The organism is Enterobacter sp. H2G27 (genome assembly GCF_054403075.1).
The window spans coordinates 3538374-3561083 of record NZ_JBSVSI010000001.1 but is presented as its reverse complement, the minus strand read 5'-3'; the positions used below and the strand labels follow the sequence as shown (position 1 = coordinate 3561083).

General features: G+C 56.3%; 21 protein-coding genes and 1 tRNA gene. 12 read left to right on the top strand and 10 right to left on the bottom strand.

The features are described from left to right. The first annotated feature begins 32 nt into the window (after positions 1–32). Positions 33–536, top strand: coding sequence for an ESA_00282 family adhesion-associated protein (locus tag ACW9E7_RS16820; RefSeq protein WP_111963268.1), 504 nt, complete (start codon positions 33–35; stop codon positions 534–536). A gap of 81 nt (positions 537–617) precedes the next feature. Then, complete coding sequence (locus ACW9E7_RS16815) at positions 618–1106, top strand: TIGR00645 family protein (RefSeq protein WP_008499805.1); 489 nt, start codon at positions 618–620, stop codon at positions 1104–1106. A 64-nt stretch (positions 1107–1170) separates the two neighbouring features. On the opposite strand, the gene ACW9E7_RS16810 is transcribed toward ACW9E7_RS16815, so the two are convergent. Continuing rightward, positions 1171–2211 (bottom strand): aldo/keto reductase, encoded by a 1041-nt coding sequence (locus ACW9E7_RS16810; RefSeq protein ID WP_133295141.1) that lies wholly within the window; start codon positions 2209–2211, stop codon positions 1171–1173. Between the two features lie 231 nt (positions 2212–2442). On the opposite strand from ACW9E7_RS16810, the gene ACW9E7_RS16805 reads away from it, so the two are divergent. Together ACW9E7_RS16805 and ACW9E7_RS16800 are read left to right on the top strand one after the other, a co-directional pair. Then, positions 2443–3990: a methyl-accepting chemotaxis protein gene (locus ACW9E7_RS16805; RefSeq protein ID WP_127732308.1), complete on the top strand. Its 1548-nt coding sequence runs from the start codon at positions 2443–2445 to the stop codon at positions 3988–3990. Positions 3991–4117: 127 nt separating this feature from the next. Beyond that, on the top strand, positions 4118–4372 hold the full coding sequence (locus tag ACW9E7_RS16800) for a hypothetical protein (protein WP_115876271.1): 255 nt from the start codon (positions 4118–4120) through the stop codon (positions 4370–4372). Positions 4373–4477: 105 nt separating this feature from the next. Here ACW9E7_RS16800 and ACW9E7_RS16795 read toward each other — a convergent pair whose 3' ends face one another. Beyond that, on the bottom strand, positions 4478–4810 hold the full coding sequence (locus tag ACW9E7_RS16795; RefSeq protein ID WP_029740720.1) for a hypothetical protein: 333 nt from the start codon (positions 4808–4810) through the stop codon (positions 4478–4480). A gap of 160 nt (positions 4811–4970) precedes the next feature. Further along, positions 4971–5837 carry a glutathione-dependent disulfide-bond oxidoreductase gene (yghU, locus tag ACW9E7_RS16790; RefSeq protein WP_458728125.1) on the bottom strand — a complete coding sequence of 289 codons (867 nt, stop codon included), beginning with the start codon at positions 5835–5837 and terminating at the stop codon, positions 4971–4973. A gap of 245 nt (positions 5838–6082) precedes the next feature. Between yghU and ACW9E7_RS16785 the strand changes: the two genes are divergently transcribed. The 6 genes from ACW9E7_RS16785 (at position 6083) to gss (ending at position 13439) form a co-directional block, all read left to right on the top strand. Continuing rightward, the gene (locus ACW9E7_RS16785) at positions 6083–7672 is read left to right on the top strand and encodes an ABC transporter substrate-binding protein (protein WP_458728124.1); all 1590 of its coding nucleotides are present in this window, start codon (positions 6083–6085) and stop codon (positions 7670–7672) included. Between the two features lie 45 nt (positions 7673–7717). Continuing rightward, the gene (locus ACW9E7_RS16780; protein ID WP_111963259.1) at positions 7718–8671 is read left to right on the top strand and encodes an ABC transporter permease; all 954 of its coding nucleotides are present in this window, start codon (positions 7718–7720) and stop codon (positions 8669–8671) included. A gap of 5 nt (positions 8672–8676) precedes the next feature. Further along, on the top strand, positions 8677–9522 hold the full coding sequence (locus ACW9E7_RS16775) for an ABC transporter permease (RefSeq protein WP_115876267.1): 846 nt from the start codon (positions 8677–8679) through the stop codon (positions 9520–9522). Then, on the top strand, positions 9515–10492 hold the full coding sequence (locus tag ACW9E7_RS16770; protein WP_458728123.1) for an ABC transporter ATP-binding protein: 978 nt from the start codon (positions 9515–9517) through the stop codon (positions 10490–10492). Before ACW9E7_RS16775 ends, ACW9E7_RS16770 begins: the two co-directional genes overlap by 8 nt. After that, positions 10489–11466 carry an ABC transporter ATP-binding protein gene (locus ACW9E7_RS16765; protein WP_115876265.1) on the top strand — a complete coding sequence of 326 codons (978 nt, stop codon included), beginning with the start codon at positions 10489–10491 and terminating at the stop codon, positions 11464–11466. The genes ACW9E7_RS16770 and ACW9E7_RS16765 overlap by 4 nt, the downstream gene beginning before the upstream one ends. 110 nt (positions 11467–11576) lie before the next feature. Then, positions 11577–13439, top strand: coding sequence for a bifunctional glutathionylspermidine amidase/synthase (gss, locus tag ACW9E7_RS16760; RefSeq protein WP_325795042.1), 1863 nt, complete (start codon positions 11577–11579; stop codon positions 13437–13439). 52 nt (positions 13440–13491) lie between these two features. On the opposite strand, the gene pgaD is transcribed toward gss, so the two are convergent. From pgaD to ACW9E7_RS16735, 5 genes are all read right to left on the bottom strand, one after another. Then, entirely contained in the window at positions 13492–13923 is a 432-nt protein-coding gene (gene pgaD / locus ACW9E7_RS16755) for a poly-beta-1,6-N-acetyl-D-glucosamine biosynthesis protein PgaD (protein WP_458728122.1), read from the bottom strand. Next, on the bottom strand, positions 13920–15251 hold the full coding sequence (gene pgaC, locus ACW9E7_RS16750; RefSeq protein ID WP_458728121.1) for a poly-beta-1,6-N-acetyl-D-glucosamine synthase: 1332 nt from the start codon (positions 15249–15251) through the stop codon (positions 13920–13922). The genes pgaD and pgaC overlap by 4 nt, the downstream gene beginning before the upstream one ends. Next, positions 15244–17181, bottom strand: a complete 1938-nt coding sequence (pgaB, locus tag ACW9E7_RS16745; protein WP_458728120.1) for a poly-beta-1,6-N-acetyl-D-glucosamine N-deacetylase PgaB — start codon at positions 17179–17181, stop codon at positions 15244–15246. Before pgaB ends, pgaC begins: the two co-directional genes overlap by 8 nt. A gap of 8 nt (positions 17182–17189) precedes the next feature. Then, entirely contained in the window at positions 17190–19628 is a 2439-nt protein-coding gene (pgaA, locus tag ACW9E7_RS16740) for a poly-beta-1,6 N-acetyl-D-glucosamine export porin PgaA (protein WP_458728119.1), read from the bottom strand. Between the two features lie 145 nt (positions 19629–19773). Then, positions 19774–20022 carry a hypothetical protein gene (locus tag ACW9E7_RS16735; RefSeq protein WP_458728118.1) on the bottom strand — a complete coding sequence of 83 codons (249 nt, stop codon included), beginning with the start codon at positions 20020–20022 and terminating at the stop codon, positions 19774–19776. Between the two features lie 278 nt (positions 20023–20300). Here ACW9E7_RS16735 and ACW9E7_RS16730 point away from each other — a divergent pair, with 278 nt between their 5' ends. Both ACW9E7_RS16730 and ACW9E7_RS16725 read left to right on the top strand, forming a co-directional pair. Next, positions 20301–20828: a helix-turn-helix domain-containing protein gene (locus tag ACW9E7_RS16730; RefSeq protein ID WP_164850663.1), complete on the top strand. Its 528-nt coding sequence runs from the start codon at positions 20301–20303 to the stop codon at positions 20826–20828. Between the two features lie 262 nt (positions 20829–21090). Next, positions 21091–21513, top strand: coding sequence for a hypothetical protein (locus ACW9E7_RS16725; protein ID WP_458728117.1), 423 nt, complete (start codon positions 21091–21093; stop codon positions 21511–21513). A 140-nt stretch (positions 21514–21653) separates the two neighbouring features. Here the strand turns inward: ACW9E7_RS16725 and ACW9E7_RS16720 are convergent. Then, positions 21654–21729, bottom strand: a tRNA-Phe gene (locus ACW9E7_RS16720). Positions 21730–21824: 95 nt separating this feature from the next. Next, positions 21825–22538, bottom strand: a complete 714-nt coding sequence (locus ACW9E7_RS16715; protein WP_047173584.1) for a DUF554 domain-containing protein — start codon at positions 22536–22538, stop codon at positions 21825–21827. Between the last annotated feature and the right edge of the window lie 172 nt (positions 22539–22710).

Sequence of the window (22710 nt, the reverse complement as noted above, 5' to 3'; positions counted from 1 at the left end):
AAATTTAAAATCAAAAAAAATGGAGCCTACCCATGAACAGCATCTTTTTTACGGTCATCACATTACTATTATTGACCGCTGGTGTGCTTTTATTGATGCAAGAGTTCAATAAAACGAAAGTGTCGAAAGACGCCAGTGAGCCCCCACAACCTGAACTGATGACAAAAGAGGAAGGTGAAGACCATTTCTCTGTATTGATGAACTCCGTTACGCCTGTCTGGTACTGGCGGGTGAACCACGAATATATCGACTTTTTACATGCGACAATTAAGCGCATGAAAATGTCGGAAATTAATGACACGCCCGGACTGTTTGAGGCGCAGCGTCGCTGTAGCGATCTGAATTCAGCAGTCTATAAATATTATGACAATATCAAAAAGCGCTGTCTTAACGGAGAAAAGGTATCTTATTCCGATCTGGACGTATTGAATTTGCGGCAGTGTTTTCGCGAGTTCAGTCTGGAAGCCTATCCTGAACTGGTGGCGCTTGTCTGGCCGGAGTACGCACGTCCGGAAGTTAATCCAGACAACGTCTGAGTGACGTACCGTTGAGTTATTGCAAACAGTCAGCGCCGTTGAGATATACTGGGCGCTGGTTTCTTTTGCAAACAGGACTCTATGGAACGCTTTTTTGAAAATGCCATGTACGCCTCTCGCTGGATACTGGCCCCCGTCTATTTTGGCCTTTCGCTGGCGCTTATCGCGCTGACGATTAAGTTCTTTCAGGAAATCCTGCACGTTCTGCCGAATATCTTTTCCATTGCCGAAGCGGATTTGATTCTGGTTCTGCTCTCGCTGGTGGATATGACCCTGGTGGGTGGGCTGCTGGTGATGGTGATGTTCTCCGGCTACGAGAATTTCGTCTCCCAGCTTGATATCGACGAGCGTAAAGAGAAGCTCAGCTGGCTGGGCAAAATGGATGCCTCGTCGCTGAAGAATAAAGTGGCCGCGTCGATTGTGGCGATCTCTTCTATCCACCTGCTACGCGTATTTATGGACGCGAAGAACGTGCCGGATAACAAACTGATGTGGTACGTCATTATCCATCTGACGTTTGTGCTGTCTGCGTTTGTGATGGGGTATCTGGATAAGATCAGTAAGAAGTAAAGTACGCCTTACCCCTCACCCTAACCCTCTCCCCAAAGGGGAGAGGGGACTGCTCGGTGCGGCATTATTTATCAGACGACGCCTGCCACAGATTCAACTCCCCATCCGCAACATGCTGGTCAATCCGCTTGAGTTCGTCCTCCGTAAAGCGCAGGTTTTCCAGCGCCTGTACATTCTCTTCCAGCTGTTCCGGGCGGCTTGCGCCAATCAGCACGGACGTCACGCGCGCATCTTTCAGCAGCCAGCTCAACGCCATCTGCGCCATGGTTTGTCCGCGCGCCTGCGCCATCTCATTCAGCAGGCGAAGGCTGCTCAGGTTGGCGTCGGTGAGCATCTTTTGCGTCAGGCCGCGCACTTTATTCCCTTCGCGCTGCATGCGTGATCCTTCAGGGATACCGTTCAGGTATTTCCCGGTCAGCAGCCCCTGCGCCAGCGGGGTGAAGGCAATACAGCCCGTACCGTTTGCTTCCAGCGCATCCAGCAAGCCGGTCTTATCGACCCAGCGGTTAAGCAGGTTATAGGACGGCTGATGGATCAGCAGGGGGATCTTCCACTCGCGCAGCAGCTCGGCCATTTTTTGTGTGCGATCTGTCGAGTAGGAGGAAATCCCCACATACAGCGCTTTTCCGCTCTGCACGGCATGGGCCAGCGCGGATGCCGTCTCTTCCATCGGGGTGTTTTCATCCACGCGGTGGGAGTAGAAAATATCGACGTACTCGACGCCCAGACGCTTCAGGCTCTGGTCGAGGCTGGCGAGCAGATATTTGCGTGAACCGCCGGAACCGTAAGGCCCAGGCCACATGTCATAACCCGCCTTGGTGGAGATAATCAGTTCGTCGCGGTATGCGGCAAAATCTTCCTGCAGCAGGCGGCCGAAATTTTCTTCCGCGCTACCCGGCGGTGGTCCGTAGTTATTGGCAAGATCGAAATGAGTGATGCCGAGGTCGAAGGCTTTTCGCAGCAGCGCGCGTTGGGCATCAAGAGGCTGGACGTGGCCGAAGCTATGCCACAGTCCCAGCGACAGCGCGGGCAGGCGCAGGCCACTTTTGCCGCAATAACGGTATTGCATATTCTCATAGCGGCCGGGGTAAGGGTGCCAGGACATGATGTCTCCTTTCTTATTGATGAAATTTTCGAAACAACGTTTTCATTCTGAACTTATCACATCACAAATTACATCACTAAGCTCGGGCCTGATGGTTAACAACTGCTGTGTGACCAGTGAAGCCACGCTAATTAAAAATGATCACAAAACGTTATAATTTCCCTCTTTCCTGCCGATAACGAGAGTAGTACTCGCCTCTGGGCGAACTCACCCTCACGGCAAGGAAGACTTATGAATATGCTCCGTAATTTCACGATCCGCTTCGTCATGCTGACGATTCTCGGGATCTTTTGTTTAATGTGGGCGGGTGTTGGCTTGTACAGCACCTGGTCCCTTTCTCGCGTTTCAGACGGCAACGAAGTCGATCGCCAGCTGGTTAAACAGATGACGGTACTCAGCCAGGGTAACGATCAATATTTCCGCTTTGTGACCCGTCTGAGCCGCGCAATGGAAGTCAAAGCCGCAGGCGGCACGCCGGATCTGTCCTCTGCCCAACAGGCGCTGGATAACATGGGCAAGAAACTGGCCGAGATGAAGGCGATCTCCCCAGGCCCGATGGATGAGCAGATCTCTTCCAGGGTGATTGGCACCTGGCAGGCGCTGCTTGAACAGGGCGTAACGCCGCAAATGCAGCAGGCGAAGCAGGGGGCTCTGGAGGGGTATCGCCAGCAGGCCAACAACGTCACGCCGCCGCTGAGCCGCGCGTTTGGTGCGGCCGCTGAGGAGTTCAACAATGCCGCCGCGAAGTCGCTCGACAGCACCCGCGTGGTGGTGGACGGCCTGACAAGCATGACCCGCACGGTGATTATCGTTGCCACGATTATCGGCCTGCTGATCCTGCTCTTCACCGACCGTTACCTGGTGGCGATGCTGGTCAAACCGCTGGATCGCATTCGCCAGCAGTTCCGCCAGATTGCCCAGGGCGATCTCAGCCAGCCCATTGAGCCGTTCGGCCGCAACTGCGTGGGCCAGCTGGTGCCGCTGCTGAGCGCCATGCAGGACAGCCTGCGCGAAGCGGTCAGCACGATCCGCTCCGGCAGTGAAAATATCTGGCGCGGCGCGACGGAAATCTCCAGCGGTAACAACGATCTCTCTTCCCGTACCGAAGAGCAGGCGGCTGCGCTGGAAGAGACGGCAGCCAGCATGGAACAGCTGACCGCCACGGTGAAACTAAATGCGGAAAGCGCGCGTCAGGCCAGCCAGCTGGCCGATGTGGCCTCAACTACCGCCAGCCGCGGCGGTTCGCTGGTGGAAGAGGTGGTGACCACCATGAGCGGTATTTCGGAAAGCTCGAAGAAAATCGCTGAAATCACTAACGTTATCAACAGCATTGCCTTCCAGACCAATATTCTGGCGCTCAATGCGGCGGTTGAAGCGGCGCGCGCGGGTGAACAGGGGCGTGGTTTCGCGGTAGTGGCAGGAGAAGTTCGCAACCTGGCAAGCCGCAGCGCCAACGCGGCAAAAGAGATTGAAGGGCTGATTACCGACTCCGTGTCCCGCGTAGAGCAGGGGGCGAAGCTGGTGGGCGACACCGGCACCACCATGGATGCGATTCTGCGGGACGTGACGGAAGTGACGACCATTATGAAGCAAATCGCTTCCGCCTCTGAGGAGCAAAGCAAGGGCATTTCGCAGGTCGGGATTGCCATTACCCAGATGGACGGCGTTACCCAGCAAAACGCCTCGCTGGTTGAAGAAGTTTCCGCGGCGGCGGCGGCGCTGGAGCGTCAGACCGAAGAGCTTCAGCGCTCGGTGCAAAAGTTCCGCCTGACGGCATAACGCAACGTTACAAGGCCGCCGGATGCGGCCTTGTATTATTAACGCCTTCCCCATTTAGCTCGCGTTGAAACTGCTATTCTTTTGCTAACCCCCTGACGTTCTGGGCTCTCTTCTGTGAGGTGTTGCTATGAACAGATCGTTATCTCTCATCCCTGTTCTCTCTTTCATTTTTCTGATGATGTTCTCGGTTTTTGCCGATGCGACCCAACAGGCGCAGGAACGGCGCGTGGCGCGTGATGTCAGGCAGGAAACCCGCGACGCGTCACGGCAGGTGAAGCAGACCTGCGTGGCGAACAATAACCAGAGTAATCACGACTGCCGCCAGGATAAACGTCAGATGAAACAGGCCGGACGGCAAAAAGCGCGGGATATTAAGTATTAATGTGGTAATGAAAAATATTAGGAATGAGACACGGACAATAAGCGGAAAGCGTCATCGGGGATGTGATTAATACCGGGCAAACGCAGCGCTGCCCGGCTGTATGTATCAGTGCGTCGCCTCACCAATCAGCGCACCCGTGCCCGCACCAACGGCTGCACCTTTCAGCACGCTCTTGCCGGTCACCGCCGCGGCACCTGCGCCCACGGCAGCACCTACCGCACCGCCTTTACGCGCGGCTTTACCTTTGCCGCCGTTTTTGAACATAGCACCCGTGCCTGCGCCAACAACGGCGCCGCCAACGGTCGATTTCAGATCTTTGCCAGTGGCCGCGCCAATCGCCGCGCCTGCTACCGCGCCAGCTGCAGTTTTGTCGATGGCCATTCCCGAGGTGGAGAAAATGAGGGCGCTGATAACCAGCGTTGTTTTAATAAGTTTCATAACAGATCCTTTGTGACTGCTGTCGGTTGATACGTCATTTCTCACTCTCTGACGCGAGAAAAACGTCCAGATAGTGCCAGCAATACCGGTTCAACCTTTAAGCTAATCATGCCCTGGGCAAGGATCTCAGCTGCCGGGCGGGGATCCGCCCGGCGGAACATTACGCCTGACGCTTATCTTCCGTATTGGTCTCGAAGTCGCTCGCCGCATGGCGCTCGTGGAGCTGCTCGTTCAGCTCGCCGCTGGTGCGGTTAACGATACGTCCGCGCTTAACGGCATGGCGATTCGCCACGTCTTTCGCCCAGCGCTGGACGTTGGTGTACTTCTCTGCATCCAGGAACTCGGCGGCGTTGTACACGCTGCCCAGCGCCACGCAGCCGAACCATGGCCAGATTGCCATATCCGCGATGGTGTACTCCTCACCCGCCACGTAGCGACCACGCGCCAGCTGTTTATCCAGCACGTCGAACAGGCGTTTGGCTTCCATGGTAAAGCGGTCAATGGCGTACTCAATTTTTACCGGCGCGTAGTTGTAGAAGTGGCCAAAACCGCCGCCGAGGAACGGCGCCGCGCCCTGCAGCCAGAACAGCCAGTTCAGCGTCTCGGTGCGCCTCGCCGGATCTTTCGGCAGGAAGTGGCCGAATTTCTCTGCCAGGTAGAGCAGGATATTGCCGGATTCAAAGACACGGGTTGGCGGGTTCGTGGAGTGGTCACGCAGCGCCGGTATTTTCGAGTTCGGGTTCACCTCAACGAAGCCGCTGGAGAACTGATCGCCCTCGCCGATGCGGATCAACCACGCGTCGTACTCCGCGCCCGTCACGCCCAGCGCCAGCAGCTCTTCGAGCATGATCGTCACTTTCTGGCCGTTCGGTGTCCCGAGAGAGTAAAGCTGCAGCGGGTGGGAGCCCACGGGCAGATCTTTCTCATGCGTTGCTCCGGAAATCGGACGGTTAATGTTGGCGAACGCGCCGCCGTTGTTCTTTTTCCATTCCCACACTTTGGGTGGCTGATACGTGTTGTCTGACATGTTGGCCTGCCTTTTGAGTGATGTGTTGAGGCAGTGTAGCAGGAGATTTGTGAACCGTTTAACGTTGCGAGCGCAATCAATTAACCGCTATTCCTTCTGCTGCTTATATATATCAAATCCGGCATAAGCTTAATCGAAAATCGCATTTTCATAACTAATGCGTTAATGGATAAAGCTGCCTATGATGCTTCAACATAAATAAAAGATGCAGTTATAAACACTTTATTAGGCAAGGAGTTAGTGAGATGCGCAAGCTTCTGTTATCGGCAGTGGTCGTTTCGCTCGCGTTAGGCCTGGCGGGCTGTGATGATGCGAAAAATAAAGAGACCAATACGCCCCCTGCGGCAAAAAGCGACGCGCCAAAAGAGGGCGGTTCGCTAATTATTGGAATTACCTCCGGCGACCCGTTAGCCGTTAATCCGCTTTATGCCAGCGACCGCACAACGTTAACCATCATGCAGGCGTTGTATGCCCCGCTGTACAGCTTTAATAACGGCAAGATTGAGTGGGGCCTGGCGGAAAGCCTCACGCCCTCCGCCGACAACCTGAGCTACACCCTGACGTTAAAACCCAACCTGAAATGGCAGGACGGACAGCCGCTGACGGCGGACGACGTGGTCTTCACCTTCAATAAGCTGCTGGATGCCAAACAGCACAGCTTCTTCCGCAGCATGTTTACCTGGGGCGGCAAGCCTGTTGAGGTAAGCAAGGTTGACGACCGCACCGTTAAGTTCACCTTACCGCAGGTCAGCGCCGCCTTTACCGGCACCCTGGTACAGATCTACCCGATCCCGCAGCACGTGTTCGCCGGCGAAGGCGACCTGGAAAAGAGCAGCAAAAACGATGCGCCGGTCGGCTCCGGGCCGTTCAAGTTTAAAGAGTACCGCGCCGGGCAGTATTACGCCCTGACCCGTTTTGACGATTACTGGAACGGCAAAGCGAAGCTAGATTCGGTGACCTACCGTTTCGCCAAAGACAGTAACGCCGCCAACCTGGCGCTGCAAAACGGTGAAATCAACCTCAAGATGGTTGACCCGCAGGATGTGAACCGCCTGAAAAATACCGGTAAGTTTGACTTCGTGGTCTATCCGGAAGGCCGCCTGGCCTATATGACGTTCAACCAGAACGTGCCGGTAATGAAGAGCAAAGAATTGCGTCAGGCCATTGCTTACGCCATCAACAAAGACGAGCTGACCCAAACCGCCTTTACCTCGCTGGACTACGCCAAACCGGCGACGTCCTTCCTGACGCCCGATACGCTTTACAAGACGGATGACGTCGAGCAATACAAATTCGACCTGCAAAAAGCCAAAGAGCTGCTTAAAGCGTCCGGCGCGCCGGACAACCTCAAGCTGCGCCTGGCGTATGTGAACACCAATAAAACCCAGGAGAGCATGGCGCTCTACATTCAGCAGGCGCTGAAGGGCATTGGGGTGAACGTGGAGCTGATGCCGCTGGACTCCAACGCCATGTCCCAGCGCAGCCTCGATATGAACAACACCGCGTGGGAGCTGAACCTGGGCGGCTACATCATGGGCTCAGAGCCGGACGGCTACAAATCGCTGTTCATGAGCAACGAGGCCTATAACTACGCGCACTACAAAAATCCGCAGTTTGATGCCCTGTGGGATAAAGGCGCCGTGGAAACCGACGCCGCAAAACGTGCCGATATCTACAAGCAAATTCAGCAGACCGTGGCGAACGACATGACGTACTACCCAATCGCCTATACCAATGCGACCGTCGCGGTGGACAAGCGTTTTGGCGGCACCGAGGAAGCGGAGCCGAAACCGGTCTATCTGTTCCAGGATCTGTCAAAAATCTATCAGAAATAAGTAATTGCCCCGGCCGTCGGGTCGGGGCCTTGGTAAGGGCACGTCGTGAACACACTTCTCACGCGTCGGCTGCTGCAGCTGCTGCCGATGCTGTTCTTTATTTCGCTGGTGGCGTTTTTGCTGGTCAAACTGGCGCCCGGCGATCCGGTGGCGGCGTACATTACGCCGCGTATGGCTCCGGAAGATATCGAACGTATTCGCCAGAGCCTGGGGCTGGATAAGCCGCTGGTGACGCAGTACGTCCTGTGGCTGAAAAATGTCCTGCAGGGCGATCTCGGCTATTCGCTGATCTACCACCGCCCGGTGCTGGAGATGATCGGCGAACGCATTCCGGCCACGCTGGGGCTGATGGGCGCGTCGCTGCTGCTGGCGATCGTGCTGGCGATCCCGCTGGGCCTGCTGGCGGGGGCATTCAAGCATCGCTGGCTGGATCACCTGCTTAACCTGTTCGCCTATATCGGCATCTCGGTGCCGATTTTCTGGTTCGGCATCTTGCTCATTACGGTCTTTGCCGTGCAGCTTAGCTGGTTCCCCAGCATGGGGATGCGCACCATCGGCGTGGAAGATAACGCGCTGGACGTGCTGCGTCACGGCGTACTGCCGTGTATTGCCCTCACGTTCTACAACCTCTCCAGCTATGTGCGCTACATCCGCTCCAACACCATCTCGCAGCTCTCGGCCGACTACGTGCAAACCCAGCTTGCCTACGGCGCCACGCGTTCCAGCATTCTGTTTAGGCACGTGCTGAAAAACGTGCTGCTGCCGGTGATCACCCTGTTCGGACTGTCGTTCGGTGAGCTGATTGTGGGGGCCTACGTGACGGAAAGCGTCTTCTCCTGGCCGGGGATGGGGCTGCTCGGGATCCAGTCGATCGCCTCGCTGGACTACCCGCTGATCATGGCGATCATCATGCTCTCTTCGATGATGCTGATCGTCGGTAACCTGATCGCCGATCTGCTTTATCGCTTCGCCGATCCACGCATTCGTACGCTGAGGTAACCCGGATGAGCAGACGCTGGCAGCAGGTTCGTCACCAGCTGCGCCGCAACCGTCCGGCGCAGTTCTCCCTGTTTGTGCTTTTTATTTTCATTGTCGCCGCGCTCTGTGCGGGGTTAAGTCCGTACGATCCGGATCGGATGGCGCTCGGCGCACGCACGTTACCGCCGGATGCCGCACACTGGTTCGGCACCGACGAGTACGGACGCGACTACTTCACCCGCGCGCTGTATGGCGGCCAGATCTCCCTGATGGTCGGTTTTCTCGCCATGCTCTTTTCCACGCTTATCGGCACGGTGGTGGGCACGGTGAGCGGCTATTTTGGCGGCTGGCTGGATAACCTGATGATGCGCGCCGTGGATATCCTGATGGCCATTCCGGCCTTCTTCCTGCTGCTGGTGGTGAATGCTTACCTCAAGCCGGGCGTGGATAACATCATTCTGATCATCAGCCTGCTGACGTGGATGAACATGTCGCGGCTGGTGCGCGCAGAAACCCTGTCGGTGAAAGAGCGCGAGTATGTGCTTTATGCCCGCGCGTCGGGGGAAAACCCGCTGCGTATTATCGTGCGCCACATTATTCCCGGCGTGCTGCCGACCATTATCGTGGCCGCCACGCTCAATATCGCCTCGGCCATTCTGATGGAGTCGACGCTCAGCTTCTTAGGGCTGGGTGTGCAGGCGCCGGCGGCGTCGTGGGGAAGCATGCTCAACAACGCCCAGTCTTATATTGGCGAAGCGTCGTGGCTGGCGATGTTCCCCGGCATCCTGATCCTGCTGACGGTGTTCAGCTTTAACGTGCTCGGCGATGTCTTCCGTACCGCCTTTGAGCCGGGAGCGAATCGCGATGAGTAGCTTATTAGCGCTTGATAACCTGCAAACTACTTTCCGCACCCGCGAGGGTGAAGTTCACGCGGTGCGCGGCGTAAGCTTTAAGGTGCAGCCGGGAGAACTTGTCGGCATTGTTGGCGAGTCGGGCTGCGGAAAAAGCGTCACCTGTAAGTCGATTATCCAGCTTCTGGGGAGCAACGGACGGATCACCGGCGGCAGCATTCGCTTCCAGAATGACGATCTGGCGCAGAAAACCCCTGCGCAGATGCGCGCTATTCGCGGCAACGAGATCGCGATGATTTTTCAGGATCCGATGACCGCCCTGAACCCGGTGCTCACTATCGGCAAGCAGATGTCTGAGATCCTGGTGCGAAATAAAAAGCTGTCGAAAAAAGCGGCCAAAGCGGCGGCGATCGCCATGCTGGAACAGGTGGGGATTGCCGAGGCGGAACGCCGATACGACCAGTTTCCTCACGAGTTCAGCGGCGGGATGCGCCAGCGGGTGATGATCGCCATTGCGCTCTCCTGCAACCCGAAGCTGCTTATCGCCGATGAGCCGACCACCGCGCTGGACGTCACCATTCAGGCGCAGATCCTGCGACTGCTGAAAAGCCTGCAGCAGCAGACCCAAACCGCGATTCTGCTGATCACCCACGATCTCGGCGTGGTGGCGCAGGTCTGCAGCCGCGTAGTGGTGATGTACGGCGGGCTGGTGATGGAGGAGGGCTGCGTAGAGGACATTTTTTATCGCCCCGCGCATCCTTACACCCAAGGGCTGCTGGCCTCGCTGCCGCGCCCGGATGAGGTCAATCAGCGTCTATCGCCTATTGAAGGTTCGCCGCCTGGCCTGCTTAACCCGCCGCCGGGCTGCCCGTTCGCCGAACGCTGCCCAAAACGCATGCCCCAGTGTGAACGGCAGCCCGCATTTTACACCGCCGGAGAGGGCCATCGCGCCGCCTGCTGGCTATGGGCCGATAAGGAGACTCATGCATGAGTGAACAACAGGCACCATTAGTGAGCGTGCGCGATCTGCGCAAGCACTATCAGCTTAACGGCGGTCTGCTGCGTAAAGGCGCGGCCGTGAAGGCGGTTGATGGCGTGAGCTTTGATATCCAGCCCGGCGAGACGTTTGGCCTGGTGGGAGAGTCCGGCTGCGGGAAATCCACGCTCGGACGCGCCATCCTGCGCCTTTTCGATATTACCGCGGGCGAGATCCACTTCGCCGGGCAGGCGATTGCCCACGCCCGCGAAAAAGAACTCAAGCCGCTGCGCAAGCGGATGCAGGCGATTTTTCAGGATCCTTACTCCTCGCTCAACCCAGGCATGACGGTGCGACAGCTGGTGGCCGAGCCGATGCAGATCCACGGCTACAGCCGTGAAGAACAGCGGGAACGGACGGAAACGCTGCTCTACAAAGTGGGGCTGAAGCAGGAACACCTTGATCGGTTCCCGCATGAGTTTAGCGGCGGGCAGCGTCAGCGCATCAGTATTGCCCGCGCGTTGTCCGTGCGTCCCGAATTTGTGCTGTGCGATGAGCCGCTCTCGGCGCTGGACGTTTCGGTGCAGGCGCAGGTGGTGAATATTCTGCAGGATCTACAGCAGGAGCTGGGGCTAACCTATCTGTTTATCGCCCACGATCTCTCCATGGTGCGCCATATCTCCAGCCGCATTGGGGTGATGTATCTCGGTAAGCTGGTGGAGGTGGCCCCGGCGAATGAGCTGTATCAGCGTCCGGCGCACCCTTATACCCGCGCGCTGCTGGCGGCGGTTCCCCAGCCCGACCCGCGGATTCGCAACCTTGAAGACGCGACCCTGCGCGGTGAAATGCCCGGCCCTACGTCCGCGCTGCCGGGCTGTAAGTTTTGCAGCCGATGCCCGCACGCCATGCCGGTTTGCCAGACGCAGGAGCCTGCGATGCAGGAGATCGCGCCAGGGCATTTCGCGGCGTGCTGGCTGTTTAACATGTAGTTAATGCGCCGCGCAGGTGTATGATAAATGTCCCTCTGTCAGGTTAATTACAACGTGCAGACGACGACAACCCATAAAAAATTGCCGCCTGCCTGTTTTAGGTTGGATACATGCGTAAAGGAAAGTTAAGCAGTGATGCGCCATTCGGGACATTGTTAGGCTATGCGCCCGGTGGCGTGGCGATTTACTCTTCAAATTACGGCAGTCTGGACCCGCGAAAATACCCGGAAGACGCGGATTTTCGCAGCTACATCGGCAACGAATACATGGGCCACAAGTGGCAGTGCGTTGAGTTTGCCCGCCGTTTCCTGTTCCTCAACTATGGCTTTGTGTTTACCGACGTCGGTATGGCGTGGGAGATCTTCTCTCTGCGCTTTTTGCGTCAGGTGGTGAACGATAACATTCTGCCCCTTCAGGCCTTTGCCAACGGTTCAAAACGCGCCCCGCGCGCCGGAGCGCTGCTGATCTGGCAAAAGGGCGGCGAGTTTCACGAGACCGGCCACGTGGCGGTGATCACCCAGCTTCTGGACGATAGGGTGCGTATTGCGGAGCAGAACGTGATTCACTCCCCGCTGCCGCTCGGGCAGCAGTGGACGCGCGAGCTGCGCCTGAGCGTGGAGAACGGGTGTTACACCCTCCACGACACCTTCAGCGACACGGAAATTCTCGGCTGGATGATCCAGACCGAGGATACGGAACACAGCATTCCCCAGCCGGAAATCGACGGTGAACTGCTGAAAATCAGCGGCGCGCGGCTGAAAAACAAACGTCAGTTCGACGGCAAGTGGCTCAACGAAAATGACGCGCTGCAGCAGGCGTATATCCGCGCCAACGGCCACGTGATCAACAAAGATCCCTGCCAGTACTTCACCATTACCGAAAGCGCCGAACAGGAGCTGATCAAGGCCACCAACGAACTGCATCTGATGTACCTGCACGCCACGGACAAGGTGCTGAAAGACGACAGCCTGCTGGCGCTTTTCGACATCCCGAAAATCCTCTGGCCGCGCCTGCGCCTCTCCTGGCAGTGGCGTCGTCACCATATGATCACCGGTCGTATGGATTTCTGCATGGATGAGCGCGGCATCAAGGTCTACGAGTACAACGCCGACTCCGCCTCCTGCCATACCGAGGGCGGGCTGATTCTCGAAGAGTGGGTGAAAAACGGCTATCGCGGCAACGGGCATAACCCGGCGGAAGGCCTGCTGGAAGAGCTGACCGGCGCCTGGAAGCACAGCCACGCGCGGCCGTTCGTCCACATCATGCAGGACAACGATGTCGAAGAGGACTATCACGCGCTCTTTATTCAGCGTTCGCTGATGCAGGCCGGGTTTGAGACCAAAATCCTCCACGGGCTGGGGGCGCTCAGCTGGGATGCCGCCGGGCAGCTGATTGACGACGAAGGTCGCCACGTCAACTGCGTGTGGAAAACCTGGGCGTGGGAAACGGCGATAGAGCAGATCCGCGAGGTCAGCGAAACCGAATACGCCGCCGTGCCGATCCGCACCGGACATCCTGAAGGCGAAGTGCGCCTGATTGACGTTCTGCTGCGCCCGGAGGTGCTGGTCTTTGAACCTTTGTGGACCGTTATTCCAGGCAACAAGGCGATTCTTCCGGTGCTGTGGCAACTGTTCCCGAATCACCGTTACCTGCTCGACACCGATTTTGAGGTCAACGATCTGCTGAAGCAGACCGGATACGCCGTTAAGCCGATTGCCGGACGCTGCGGCAGCAATATCGACCTGATCAGCGCCCAGGACGAGCTTTTGGATAAATCCAGCGGCAAGTTTGTCGACCGCAAGAATATCTACCAGCAGCTGTGGTGTCTGCCAAACGTCGACGGCAAGTACATTCAGGTCTGTACCTTTACCGTGGGCGGGAACTACGGTGGGACCTGTCTGCGCGGCGATGACTCGCTGGTGGTGAAGAAAGAGAGCGATATTGAGCCGCTGATCGTGGTTAAAGATAAGTAGTTCTTACCCGCAATAAAAAAGCCCCCGCAGGATATCCTGCGGGGGCTTTTCGTTACTGTTTTTCCTCTTCCTGCCCGTTGATCTTCAGATCGATGATGCGGCCAATCTGGTCATGATAGACCGTCAGCAGGTTGTACTGGCTCATCTCTGAGATGATCTGCGGTGAGACATTAAAGCTGCGGGCCAGCTCCTCCTCCTGCAAATAACCCGGCTGGCGCCGCCTGACGTGGGCGCGGCGGCGATTGTACTGATACCACAAAATCAGCAGCCAGCCGTTGAGTGCGGCGAACAGCAGGTAGAGCAATACCGTATTAAAGGACGCAATAATCACGTCCCAGCTGTGGTCTCTCTCCTCGGTTAGATGCATCCAGAGCCGGGCATACAGGAAAAACAGAAAGCCTCCCCACGCCACCAGCGTTAACGCGGCATCGAAAAGACGTGGCAACAGCCGATGTTCGGTCAGTATTAAGGTATTTTCGTTCATTGAAGGCTTCCTTTTCCCCGGTCCGGACTGATCCAGCGCGCGCGGGCGCGCTGGCGTTTAAGCATGACTTTTGGAAAGGCGACGAGGGTGGTGAACAGGCCGATCATCCAGTACACCATCGGGAACCAGATCACCCAGAAAAGCGAGCTGGCCACCTTACGTTCATAGCGCCGCTCGATGAACAGGCTGACCAGGAACTGCAGGAGGCACATCACGCCCAGCAGTAGCCCGGTAAACTCCGGTGGAAAGAGGCTCTCCACTGTCAGCCTGGCAGGAACAGGGGCGATATGGCTGAGAATAAATAACAGCACCGTCATGGCGTACGCGAAGGCCCACAGCGTTGACAGGGCGTACTCGATAAAAAGGGGCCACATGCGGTGATGCTCCCAGCGCACAATCCTGCGAAGGTTGACCAGAAACACCTCCGCGCCGCCCTGGGCCCAGCGCAAACGCTGTTTCCACAGGCCCTTGAGCGTCTCCGGCATCAGGATCCAGCACAGCGCCCGCGGCTCGAAAAAGATATCCCAGTGGCGCAGCTGGAGCTTCCAGCTGATGTCGATGTCTTCGGTGATCATGTCCGGGCTCCAGTACCCGACGTCCGCCAGCGCCTGTCGGCGAAAGGCGGCGATGACGCCCGAGACGGTAAAGACCCGGCCATAGATCCGCTGCGTCCGCTTGATGAGCCCGATAATCGATGAGAACTCGCCCACCTGGATGCGGCCGATCAGCGTGGAGCGCGTGCGAATACGCGGGTTCCCGGTGACCGCCCCGACGTGGGGATACTGAATCAGCGGTGCCACCAGATACGCTGCCGTATCGCGATCGAGCAGGGCGTCACCGTCAATGCAGACCAGCAGATCGCCCCGTGCCGCCGCTGCCCCGGCTTTGAGCGCCAGCGCTTTCCCCTGGTTTTCCGCGAGATTAATCACCCGCAGGCGCGGCTGCTCCTGCGCCAGCGCCTGCAGCACCTGCGCCGTGTTGTCAGACGAGCCGTCGTTGATGGCGATAACTTCTATATTTTCATACCGCTGATCCAGCGCGGCGCTGATGGTCTCCCGGGCATTTCGTCCCTCGTTAAAGCAGGGGATCAGAATGGAGATGAGCGGCTCACCGGCGAGCGTCGGGGCGGGCGTGTCTTTATCCCACGACCAGTGGCGTTCAAGCTGAAACCAGAAATAGAGCCCGCCGGTTATCCAGAGCACGGACATGAACAGCGGCCAGAAGAACACAAAATCCAGAATCAGCTCGCCGGTAAAGAGGGCGGCCACGCCTAACGGCAACCCGAATACCAGACATAAAATAGAAAAGGCGATAATGCGATCAGTCATTGTCAGGGTACCAGTACGAAGAAAATACAGGCCTGATGCGTGAGATATCAGGTTGGTTGTTGATGAAATCATCGGGGTAGTAACCGTAGTTTTTGACGCCGTTCAGCTGGAGCACGCGCATCCACTGCGCAAGCTGGCTATCAGAAACGGCGCGCTGCGGTTTCTTATCCCAGTCCCTGGCCTGCAGTTCAAAAATGGTTTTATCGATCGCGCCGGGACGTGTGGCGACCGCTTTAACCAGACGCGTCAGCCAGGCATCGCTCTCGTCAGCCGAAATGGACTCCATCAGCGGCATGGCCATCGGCACCGTCCAGTCATACTCCGCCAGAAAATCGTCAAGATTCTGCGCGAACCACGCTTCGCTTTCCGGCTGAAGAATGGGTAAGGCGAACATGTTGCGCGCGGTTTTTATCTGCGGGCCACGGATATGCTTCACCGCCAGGCTCAGGGCGTGGGTAAACCCCATAAGCAGTTGGCTCTTCTGGCGAGTCGTGTCCTGTCCGCCATCGTCCACGTCCGTCAGCACCGCATCGTCATGGAACAAAATCCCGTTGAAGCTGGCATAGCGGGCCAGATCTTCGTAGATGTCCGTTACCTGCTTGCGCACCTGCGGGTCCCACGGGGAGAGCCGGATATAGGGCTCGGTGGCTTCGCGCAGCTGGCCGGTTTGACGATCCCGGCGCTGCACGCGCGGCAGGGCAGGATCGAGATCGAACGAGAGCACCGGCATCCACGCGAAGACTTTCACCCCCGCGCGGGTTTGCAGCTGCCAGGAGACAAAATTAAAGAGATCGGCCCGGACCGGCAGACGACGGTTGGGGAAATAGAGCGCCTTGATCCTGCCGTCGCCCTGCGGGTCGGCAAACGCCTGCAGAAAAACATGGCTGATTTTCATGTCGTAGACCCGCTGGATCAGCTTGTTGATGTTTTGGGTCTGCTGGGCCGGATCGGGATCGTAAACGTAGTCGAGATCGACGTGCATGACGCGAACGGGATCGTGCTCCTGAACCTGGCTTACCGTACTGGCAAACGCCTTGAGCGAGGGGTTTCCTGAGATCAGCAGACGAGGGATGTTCCCCAGCTCCTGCACGTTCCCCAGCCCGTCCTCAAGGGTAAAGGCCAGCTGATAACCCTGCTGTCTGGCGATCGCGAGCGACGTGCCGTTGGCGGCGCCGTAGGGCCAGACCCAGGCGCGCGGTGCCTTGCCCGTTACCTGCGTGATTTTTTCAGTCACTTTACGAACGTCATCGCCGATCCGCTGGTTGAACTGCCGATCGGTTTCATAGCGGCCCGTGGCTTTATCATAAAAGCGGTTGGCGATGGCAGGTTCGCGGCTGCCCTGCGGGTTGGCCGGAATGCCGTAATGCGAGGCCCAGGTGTGCGATCCGATCTCAATCAGCGGGGACCGGCTGAGCTCGCGCACCATGTCCCACGTCGCGAAGCGATCGCGGGGCGTCATCAGACCGCCGAAGTTAACTTTTTGATTTTCCGGCGTATCCACCCAGCTGCCCACCGGCGCCCAGAGCGCAGGGACGTTCCATGCCTGAAGCAGCGGCCAGACGCGGGTGTAAAAGCTGCTGTAGCCGTCGTCAAAGCTGAGCAGAACGGCTTTCGGCGGCAGCGTTTTTTTTCCGTCATGGGCATCCAGAATGTCCTGCACGCTGATGATGTGATAACCGTTGTGCAGCAGCCAGCTTATCTGCTCGTTTAGCGCGCTGGTACGCACGGAGAGGTAGCGCTGATCGGCGGCATCGTCTTCTACATCGTGGTAGGCCAGCACCAGAAACTGGTTCTGCGGCCAGGGTTTGCTCGCCTCCAGCTGTGGCCGCGCTTTGGGCGCAATAAATGAAAATGCCTGCGCGCAGACGCTCGCGCTGAGGCAGAGCCAGCCGAGAAGTATCAGGCTCGCGGAAAAACGTGTGTTAAGCATAATCATCCTTAAAAGCGTAAAGTCGCGTCTAATGTGACGGAGAGGTTGCTCTCGCGTTTGCCGTCGTAAGGGCGTTTATCCCAGTTCAGCATCACGCCGGTATCAATAACGTTGTTCCACTGAACGCGCTGTCCGTAACCCAGCAGGGCGATGGCGCCCGCGGACTGATTTTTCTGCCAGTAGCTGCCGCCTCCCGCCACGAACTGCTGGCTCCAGAGGGTGTCGTAATGGCGGTACATCTCATGGTCAACGGCCAGGGCCGCCGTCACGGAGAGATCCCGCGCCGGGTTGTAGTAGAGCGTGTCCCGCAGGCTATTTTTACTGGCGGCGATCCCCGGTTCGAGATCCAGCGTCAGTGACGGGGTCTGCCAGAGACGCTCCTTGCCCGTGAGGGTGTATTCCTGGCGGCGGTTATGATCCGAGAAGCGGCTGAGGGCGGCGCTGAACTGGTACTCACGACGCTCGTTTTGATACCAGCGCACGCCGCCTTCCCCCCGGTTGGCGTTGATCCCGTTGCGTAACGCCCGCAGGGGCGTGGTGCGCGACAGGCGCTCAAGGCTGCCGCTGACCTGCCAGTTATCGGTGACAAAGTAAGTTGTTGAGAGTCGAGCGCCCGGCTTGTTTGCCCCGTGATAGCGGTTGCTGGAGAGTTCGGCTTCGAGCTGGAGGTTGCGTGGCCGCCATTCGACGCCGCCCAACAGGTGACGGCTGGAGCCTTTGCCTTCATCGAAATTACCCTCTGCATAGCGGGTGCCGGCAAACAGCCGCCAGCTATCCGCCACGGGTGGGCCATAGAGCGTGGCGTCCCAGTTGAGGTCGTGCGTCCCGCTGACGGGGTTATCGGAGTGCAAACCCTTGCTCGCGTTGAGGCGCAGCTCGGACATATGGTGGACGGTGCGGAGCCTGTCCAGACGCCTTGCGCTGCGATCGCGCGGCGCGCGGGCGACTACGTCGTCGGCCAGTAAATCCATCTGCCGCCATTCCTGCATATCCATGGCGACGTAAGCCTGCTGCTGCTCAAGTTCGAGATTCGAGGGCTCCAGCGCCTCCGCCATTTTCAGCGTTTGCTCGGCCGCGCGCGGCAGGCCTCGCGTCTGAAGCAGCGTGGCGTAGTCAATCTGCAATCCCTGATTGCCCGGCGCGGTTGTCGCCAGACGTCGCGCCAGCTTTTCGGCTTCCGGCAGGGCATTCGTCGCCAGCAAATAGTTAAAACGGAGCGACTGGCCGGCAAGCCACCGATCGTTCGGCTGAGGGGTAGGGGAGCCGAAATCGTAACGGGTCCAGGGGACGTTGCGGGTCTGGCGCTCAACGTACTGGCGGGCGGCCTGATACTCTCCCGTATCCAGCCAGGCGTAGAAAAGCGCGTGTTCCTCGTCCTGCGGATCGGAAGCGTATTGCGGATAGCGCTGCAGAAGCGCGAAGGCGGCAGCGGTATTTTTCTCCTGGAGGTAGGACGAGATCGCCCAGCCGATTGCCCAGCCCGGCAGCGGATGCCGGGCTGCCGTCAGATCCTGATATTCACTGATGACCCGCGGGTACTCAGCATGGGCATACAGCGCGCCGAGTCGGTCGATACGCGCAAAGATAATGTCTTCGGCCGCCTGCGGCTCGCTTTTCCAGCGAGACAGCAGCGCGTCGTAACGATTCAGCGCAGATTGCGCAAGCTGCAGGCGCTCCTTTTCTGTTCTGCCTGGCACATCTGCAAGGCGAACGCTTTCGGCTGCGGCATTCAGCTCTAGACGACGACGCTCCGCTGGGGACAGCGCCACCTTTTTTGAAAGCTGGAGAGCGGGAGTATTGACCCGGTTATCCGTTAGCGCGTCGATCAGCTCGCGAAGAAGCGCGTGATTTTCTGGCGCGATATTCAGCGCGCGCGTGTCTGCTAAAAGCCGATCCCAGCTTTTTCCCTGGCGTAACCAGACATACCCCAGCGTCTGAAGATGCGCCTGAGAGGGATCCTCCGCCACCAGCTGTCGGGCTTCCTTGAGGGCAAGCGTATCTTTACGGGCATCTGCCAGGGTTTTGATATAGCCGATACGATAATCGTCGTTATCCGGCGCAAGGCTCAGCGCTTCTTTCCAGAGCGCCAGAGCTGGCTGCCACGCTTTCTGATTTCTCCTGGCCTGTGCGACAGCCGCAACGCCACGGGCGGGCAGCGGCATATAAATGCTGTAGCGCTGCCAGACCTGAATAACCTCGTCATCATGACCTGCCCAGGCCGCCACCTGTAACCAGTCCGCAACGTGTTCAGGCGTCAGGGCATGCTGCTGCTGATAACGCTGAAGATAATCGAGAAACGACGTGTAATTACCGTTACGCGCCTGTTGAATCTGTTGCTCATAAACGGATTCCGAACCCTGAACCAGAACAGGAAAGAGTAATAACAGAAACAATAATGTTGGGGTGCGATAAAAGAATAATGTACTTAAGCGAAGCGATCTTTCCATATCTATTTGCCATTTGTTTATCATGAATCCATTGCATAACACGGCCGCCTTTTAACTCTGCGTTAAAGGCCATAAATGGGAACATTAAATCTGAATGCAGTAACGTTATGGGGTACTTACTTAAAGGTAATTATGAAACCTCATCTCAGTGGTCTTGATGGGAGGTAATGTACACCTGATATGTTGCCGGATAAATATGCTGAAAAGCTGCTATGTAGTTTTGAGATAATTCTGTAATGAGCAGTTTTTTGTGTTTATTTTGAATTGAGTCATTAATTGTAATGCATTGAAATATAGTGGTTTTATTTTTATTGTGACAGTTTTGTATATATTTTAAATGACGCATATTTGCCTCAATTAAAGTACTTTCTGGTGCATGTTTGGGAAGTTTCATGACAAAAATTCTTAATGTTTAGAGAAGTGACTTTTCTGGGGTTGTTTTTTATTTATAATTAAAGGCAGACATTGAATGATAGTCTACAGGAAGTCTTACTCATCAATGTGTGTATTGAGGGATGTCCAAAGCCAGAATACATTTATCGTTAATATAACAGCGCTATAAAACGAAGGCGGTCTTCTTTTCGCAGGATCGTTCTTGCTTTAATCTAAAAGGGATGGTTAGTGGCAACTTCAATAGTGTTAGTGACTCAGGATCGCTACCTTGTCAGGGGCATGCGGATATTTTTTCCGGATATTATCCTGCTCGATTCGATTGACAGAAACATATTTGATAACGGTGCAGATGAATATTCTGTATTGATTGATAGTCGTGCGCCGCTTCGTTTATATGATTACCTGATACGCCATCCGGCCAGAACGAGAAAAACGATTTGCTGCGTTATGCTTGATATGCGCCATCGCGAGGAGAATCTGCTCAGTATGAAGCTGTTTATGAACACATCGCTGACGGCGCCGGACATGGCCTCGCTGTTTAACCTGGTGCTCAATATGAAGGGCAGGCGCCTGACCACGAAGTGGCTGCTGAATTTACGGCTGAGCACGCATGAAACGATCATGTTGCGGTTGCTGAGGGCAGGCATGTCAATGGAGGAGATTGCAGGCGAACTGAATACGTCAGTGAAAAGTCTCTACCGCAAACGTACGGCGCTCTCGGAACGCCTGGGGGCGGAGAACTTCAATGAGGCGTGTCTGTTTATCTTCAAAAATAAACTGCTGGGCACAGGTGGGAACGATCCCTAAAGTTGTCAGGAATTCAAAAGCAAAAAACTGCCACGAGGGCGGGTTCGTTAATAAGGTGCGTGGTAACGCACTTTTCTCGATGCCGGCGGATGTAAGGTGGCAGAAAATGAGCGGGTGGCGGTTGGATTTTGGGGGAGAGGAAACGCGTATTATAATGAAAAACGAAAAGTATCTTCTGCTCTTTAACCCTGTTTATGAAATGCCAGAGGCTAAGCCAAGTGTTTTATCCTGAGCGGGTGATACCAGAAGGAGACTCCTGGAAGTGATTGAAAAATTAAAAAGGACGTTAGAAATGAATAAATATCTGTCTGGTCTGTGTGTTGTTTCTTTTTTTTGTTTTTCTTCAATAGGTTACGCGCACTCTGCGGGTCTAAATAAAGTTCAGGTTAGTATCGAACCCAGCAACTTTAATAGTGGATATATCCCGGTAATTTATGGTGCAGATGAAATCGAGCCTTCTAATTTCAGGGGGGAGGATCTAAAGGAGATGCAGGATAGCCTGAGGAAGATGAAGTCCGACAACCGCAAAGTCGATGAGCTAACTCAGAAGGTTTTACAGCTTGAGAGAAAGAATTCTGAGCAGGAGAGTAAGATCGAGCGATTGCAAAGAAGCCTTGATGACATGAAGCGGAGCAACGACAACCTTTCAAATCAGGTCAGCAATTTATCCGGCAAAATTAAGTGATAAAAAAGAGCCACCGCCTGTATTAACTTACCGGGCTATTAGCGTAAGCGTGCCTGCATTAAAGCCACGCTTCTCAGCGCCCAGAAATCGGCCGTAGCCATATAGCAAAAACCCGCCTTTTGGGCGGGTTCTTTAAATAGTGGTGCCCGGACTCGGAATCGAACCAAGGACACGGGGATTTTCAATCCCCTGCTCTACCGACTGAGCTATCCGGGCAACGGGGCGCATTAAACCCGATCTGCCCGGTGGCGTCAACGAAAAATGTTGTTTTCGTTACGGACTGCGCAATCTCTCACCATTTCGCCGCATCCTTAAGCGAAAAAGTGCGTCCAGAGCGCGGAGAGCGGCATGGCGAGCAGCAGTGCGGGCAGCATATTCACCACGGCAAACATCTTGATCCCACAGATGCGCAGCCCGGTAGCCAGCAGCAGCAGGCCGCCGACGGCGGTAAAGTCTGCCATCATTGCGGGCGTGGTTAGCGGGAGAATTAGCGTGGCGCAGGTAGCCAGTGCCAGCTGGATAAGCAGCATCGGGACGCAAATCGCCGCCACGGCAATGCCGAGCGTGGTGGCAAAAATAGTGGCGGTGAAGAAATCAAGAAATGCTTTTGCAATCAAAATGCTCGGGTCGCCCGTCATCCCTTCCTGCATCGAACCGAAAATCCCGGTGCCGCTGGCGCAAAACAGAATAATGATGGCGACATAGTTCTGAATAAACGTCTCGTGCGTGCCGTGTTTCGCCTTGCCCGGTCGGGCAATCAGGTTTTTGGCTTTACTCACCGCGCTGTTAATGCCTTTTTCCAGATAGCAAAATTCGCCAATCAGCGCGCCGAGCAGGGTGGCCAACACCATCACCGGCAGGTTGGCGCATTTGATCACCAGCAGAATACCAATCCCTAACGATGCCAGGCCGAATATTGAGGGCATGGAGGTGCGAATCCGCTCCGGCAGCCGCTGGCTCAGCACGGCGCCGAGTACGCCGCCCAGCAATACGGCTCCTGCGTTAATAAATGGCCCGATAACCAAAGTTAACTCCTGTTATTTAATCATTGATATTGCATTATTATGGCACGGCAGGGCTTCGCGGGCCTTAGCTTTGGCTGATTTCGTGCATACTGATTCCTTCTTGCACCTCAAAATAAAAGGTGACATTATTGCGCGAATTTTCTCCTCCCTGTCTCACCGTCCGGTGAGGGTA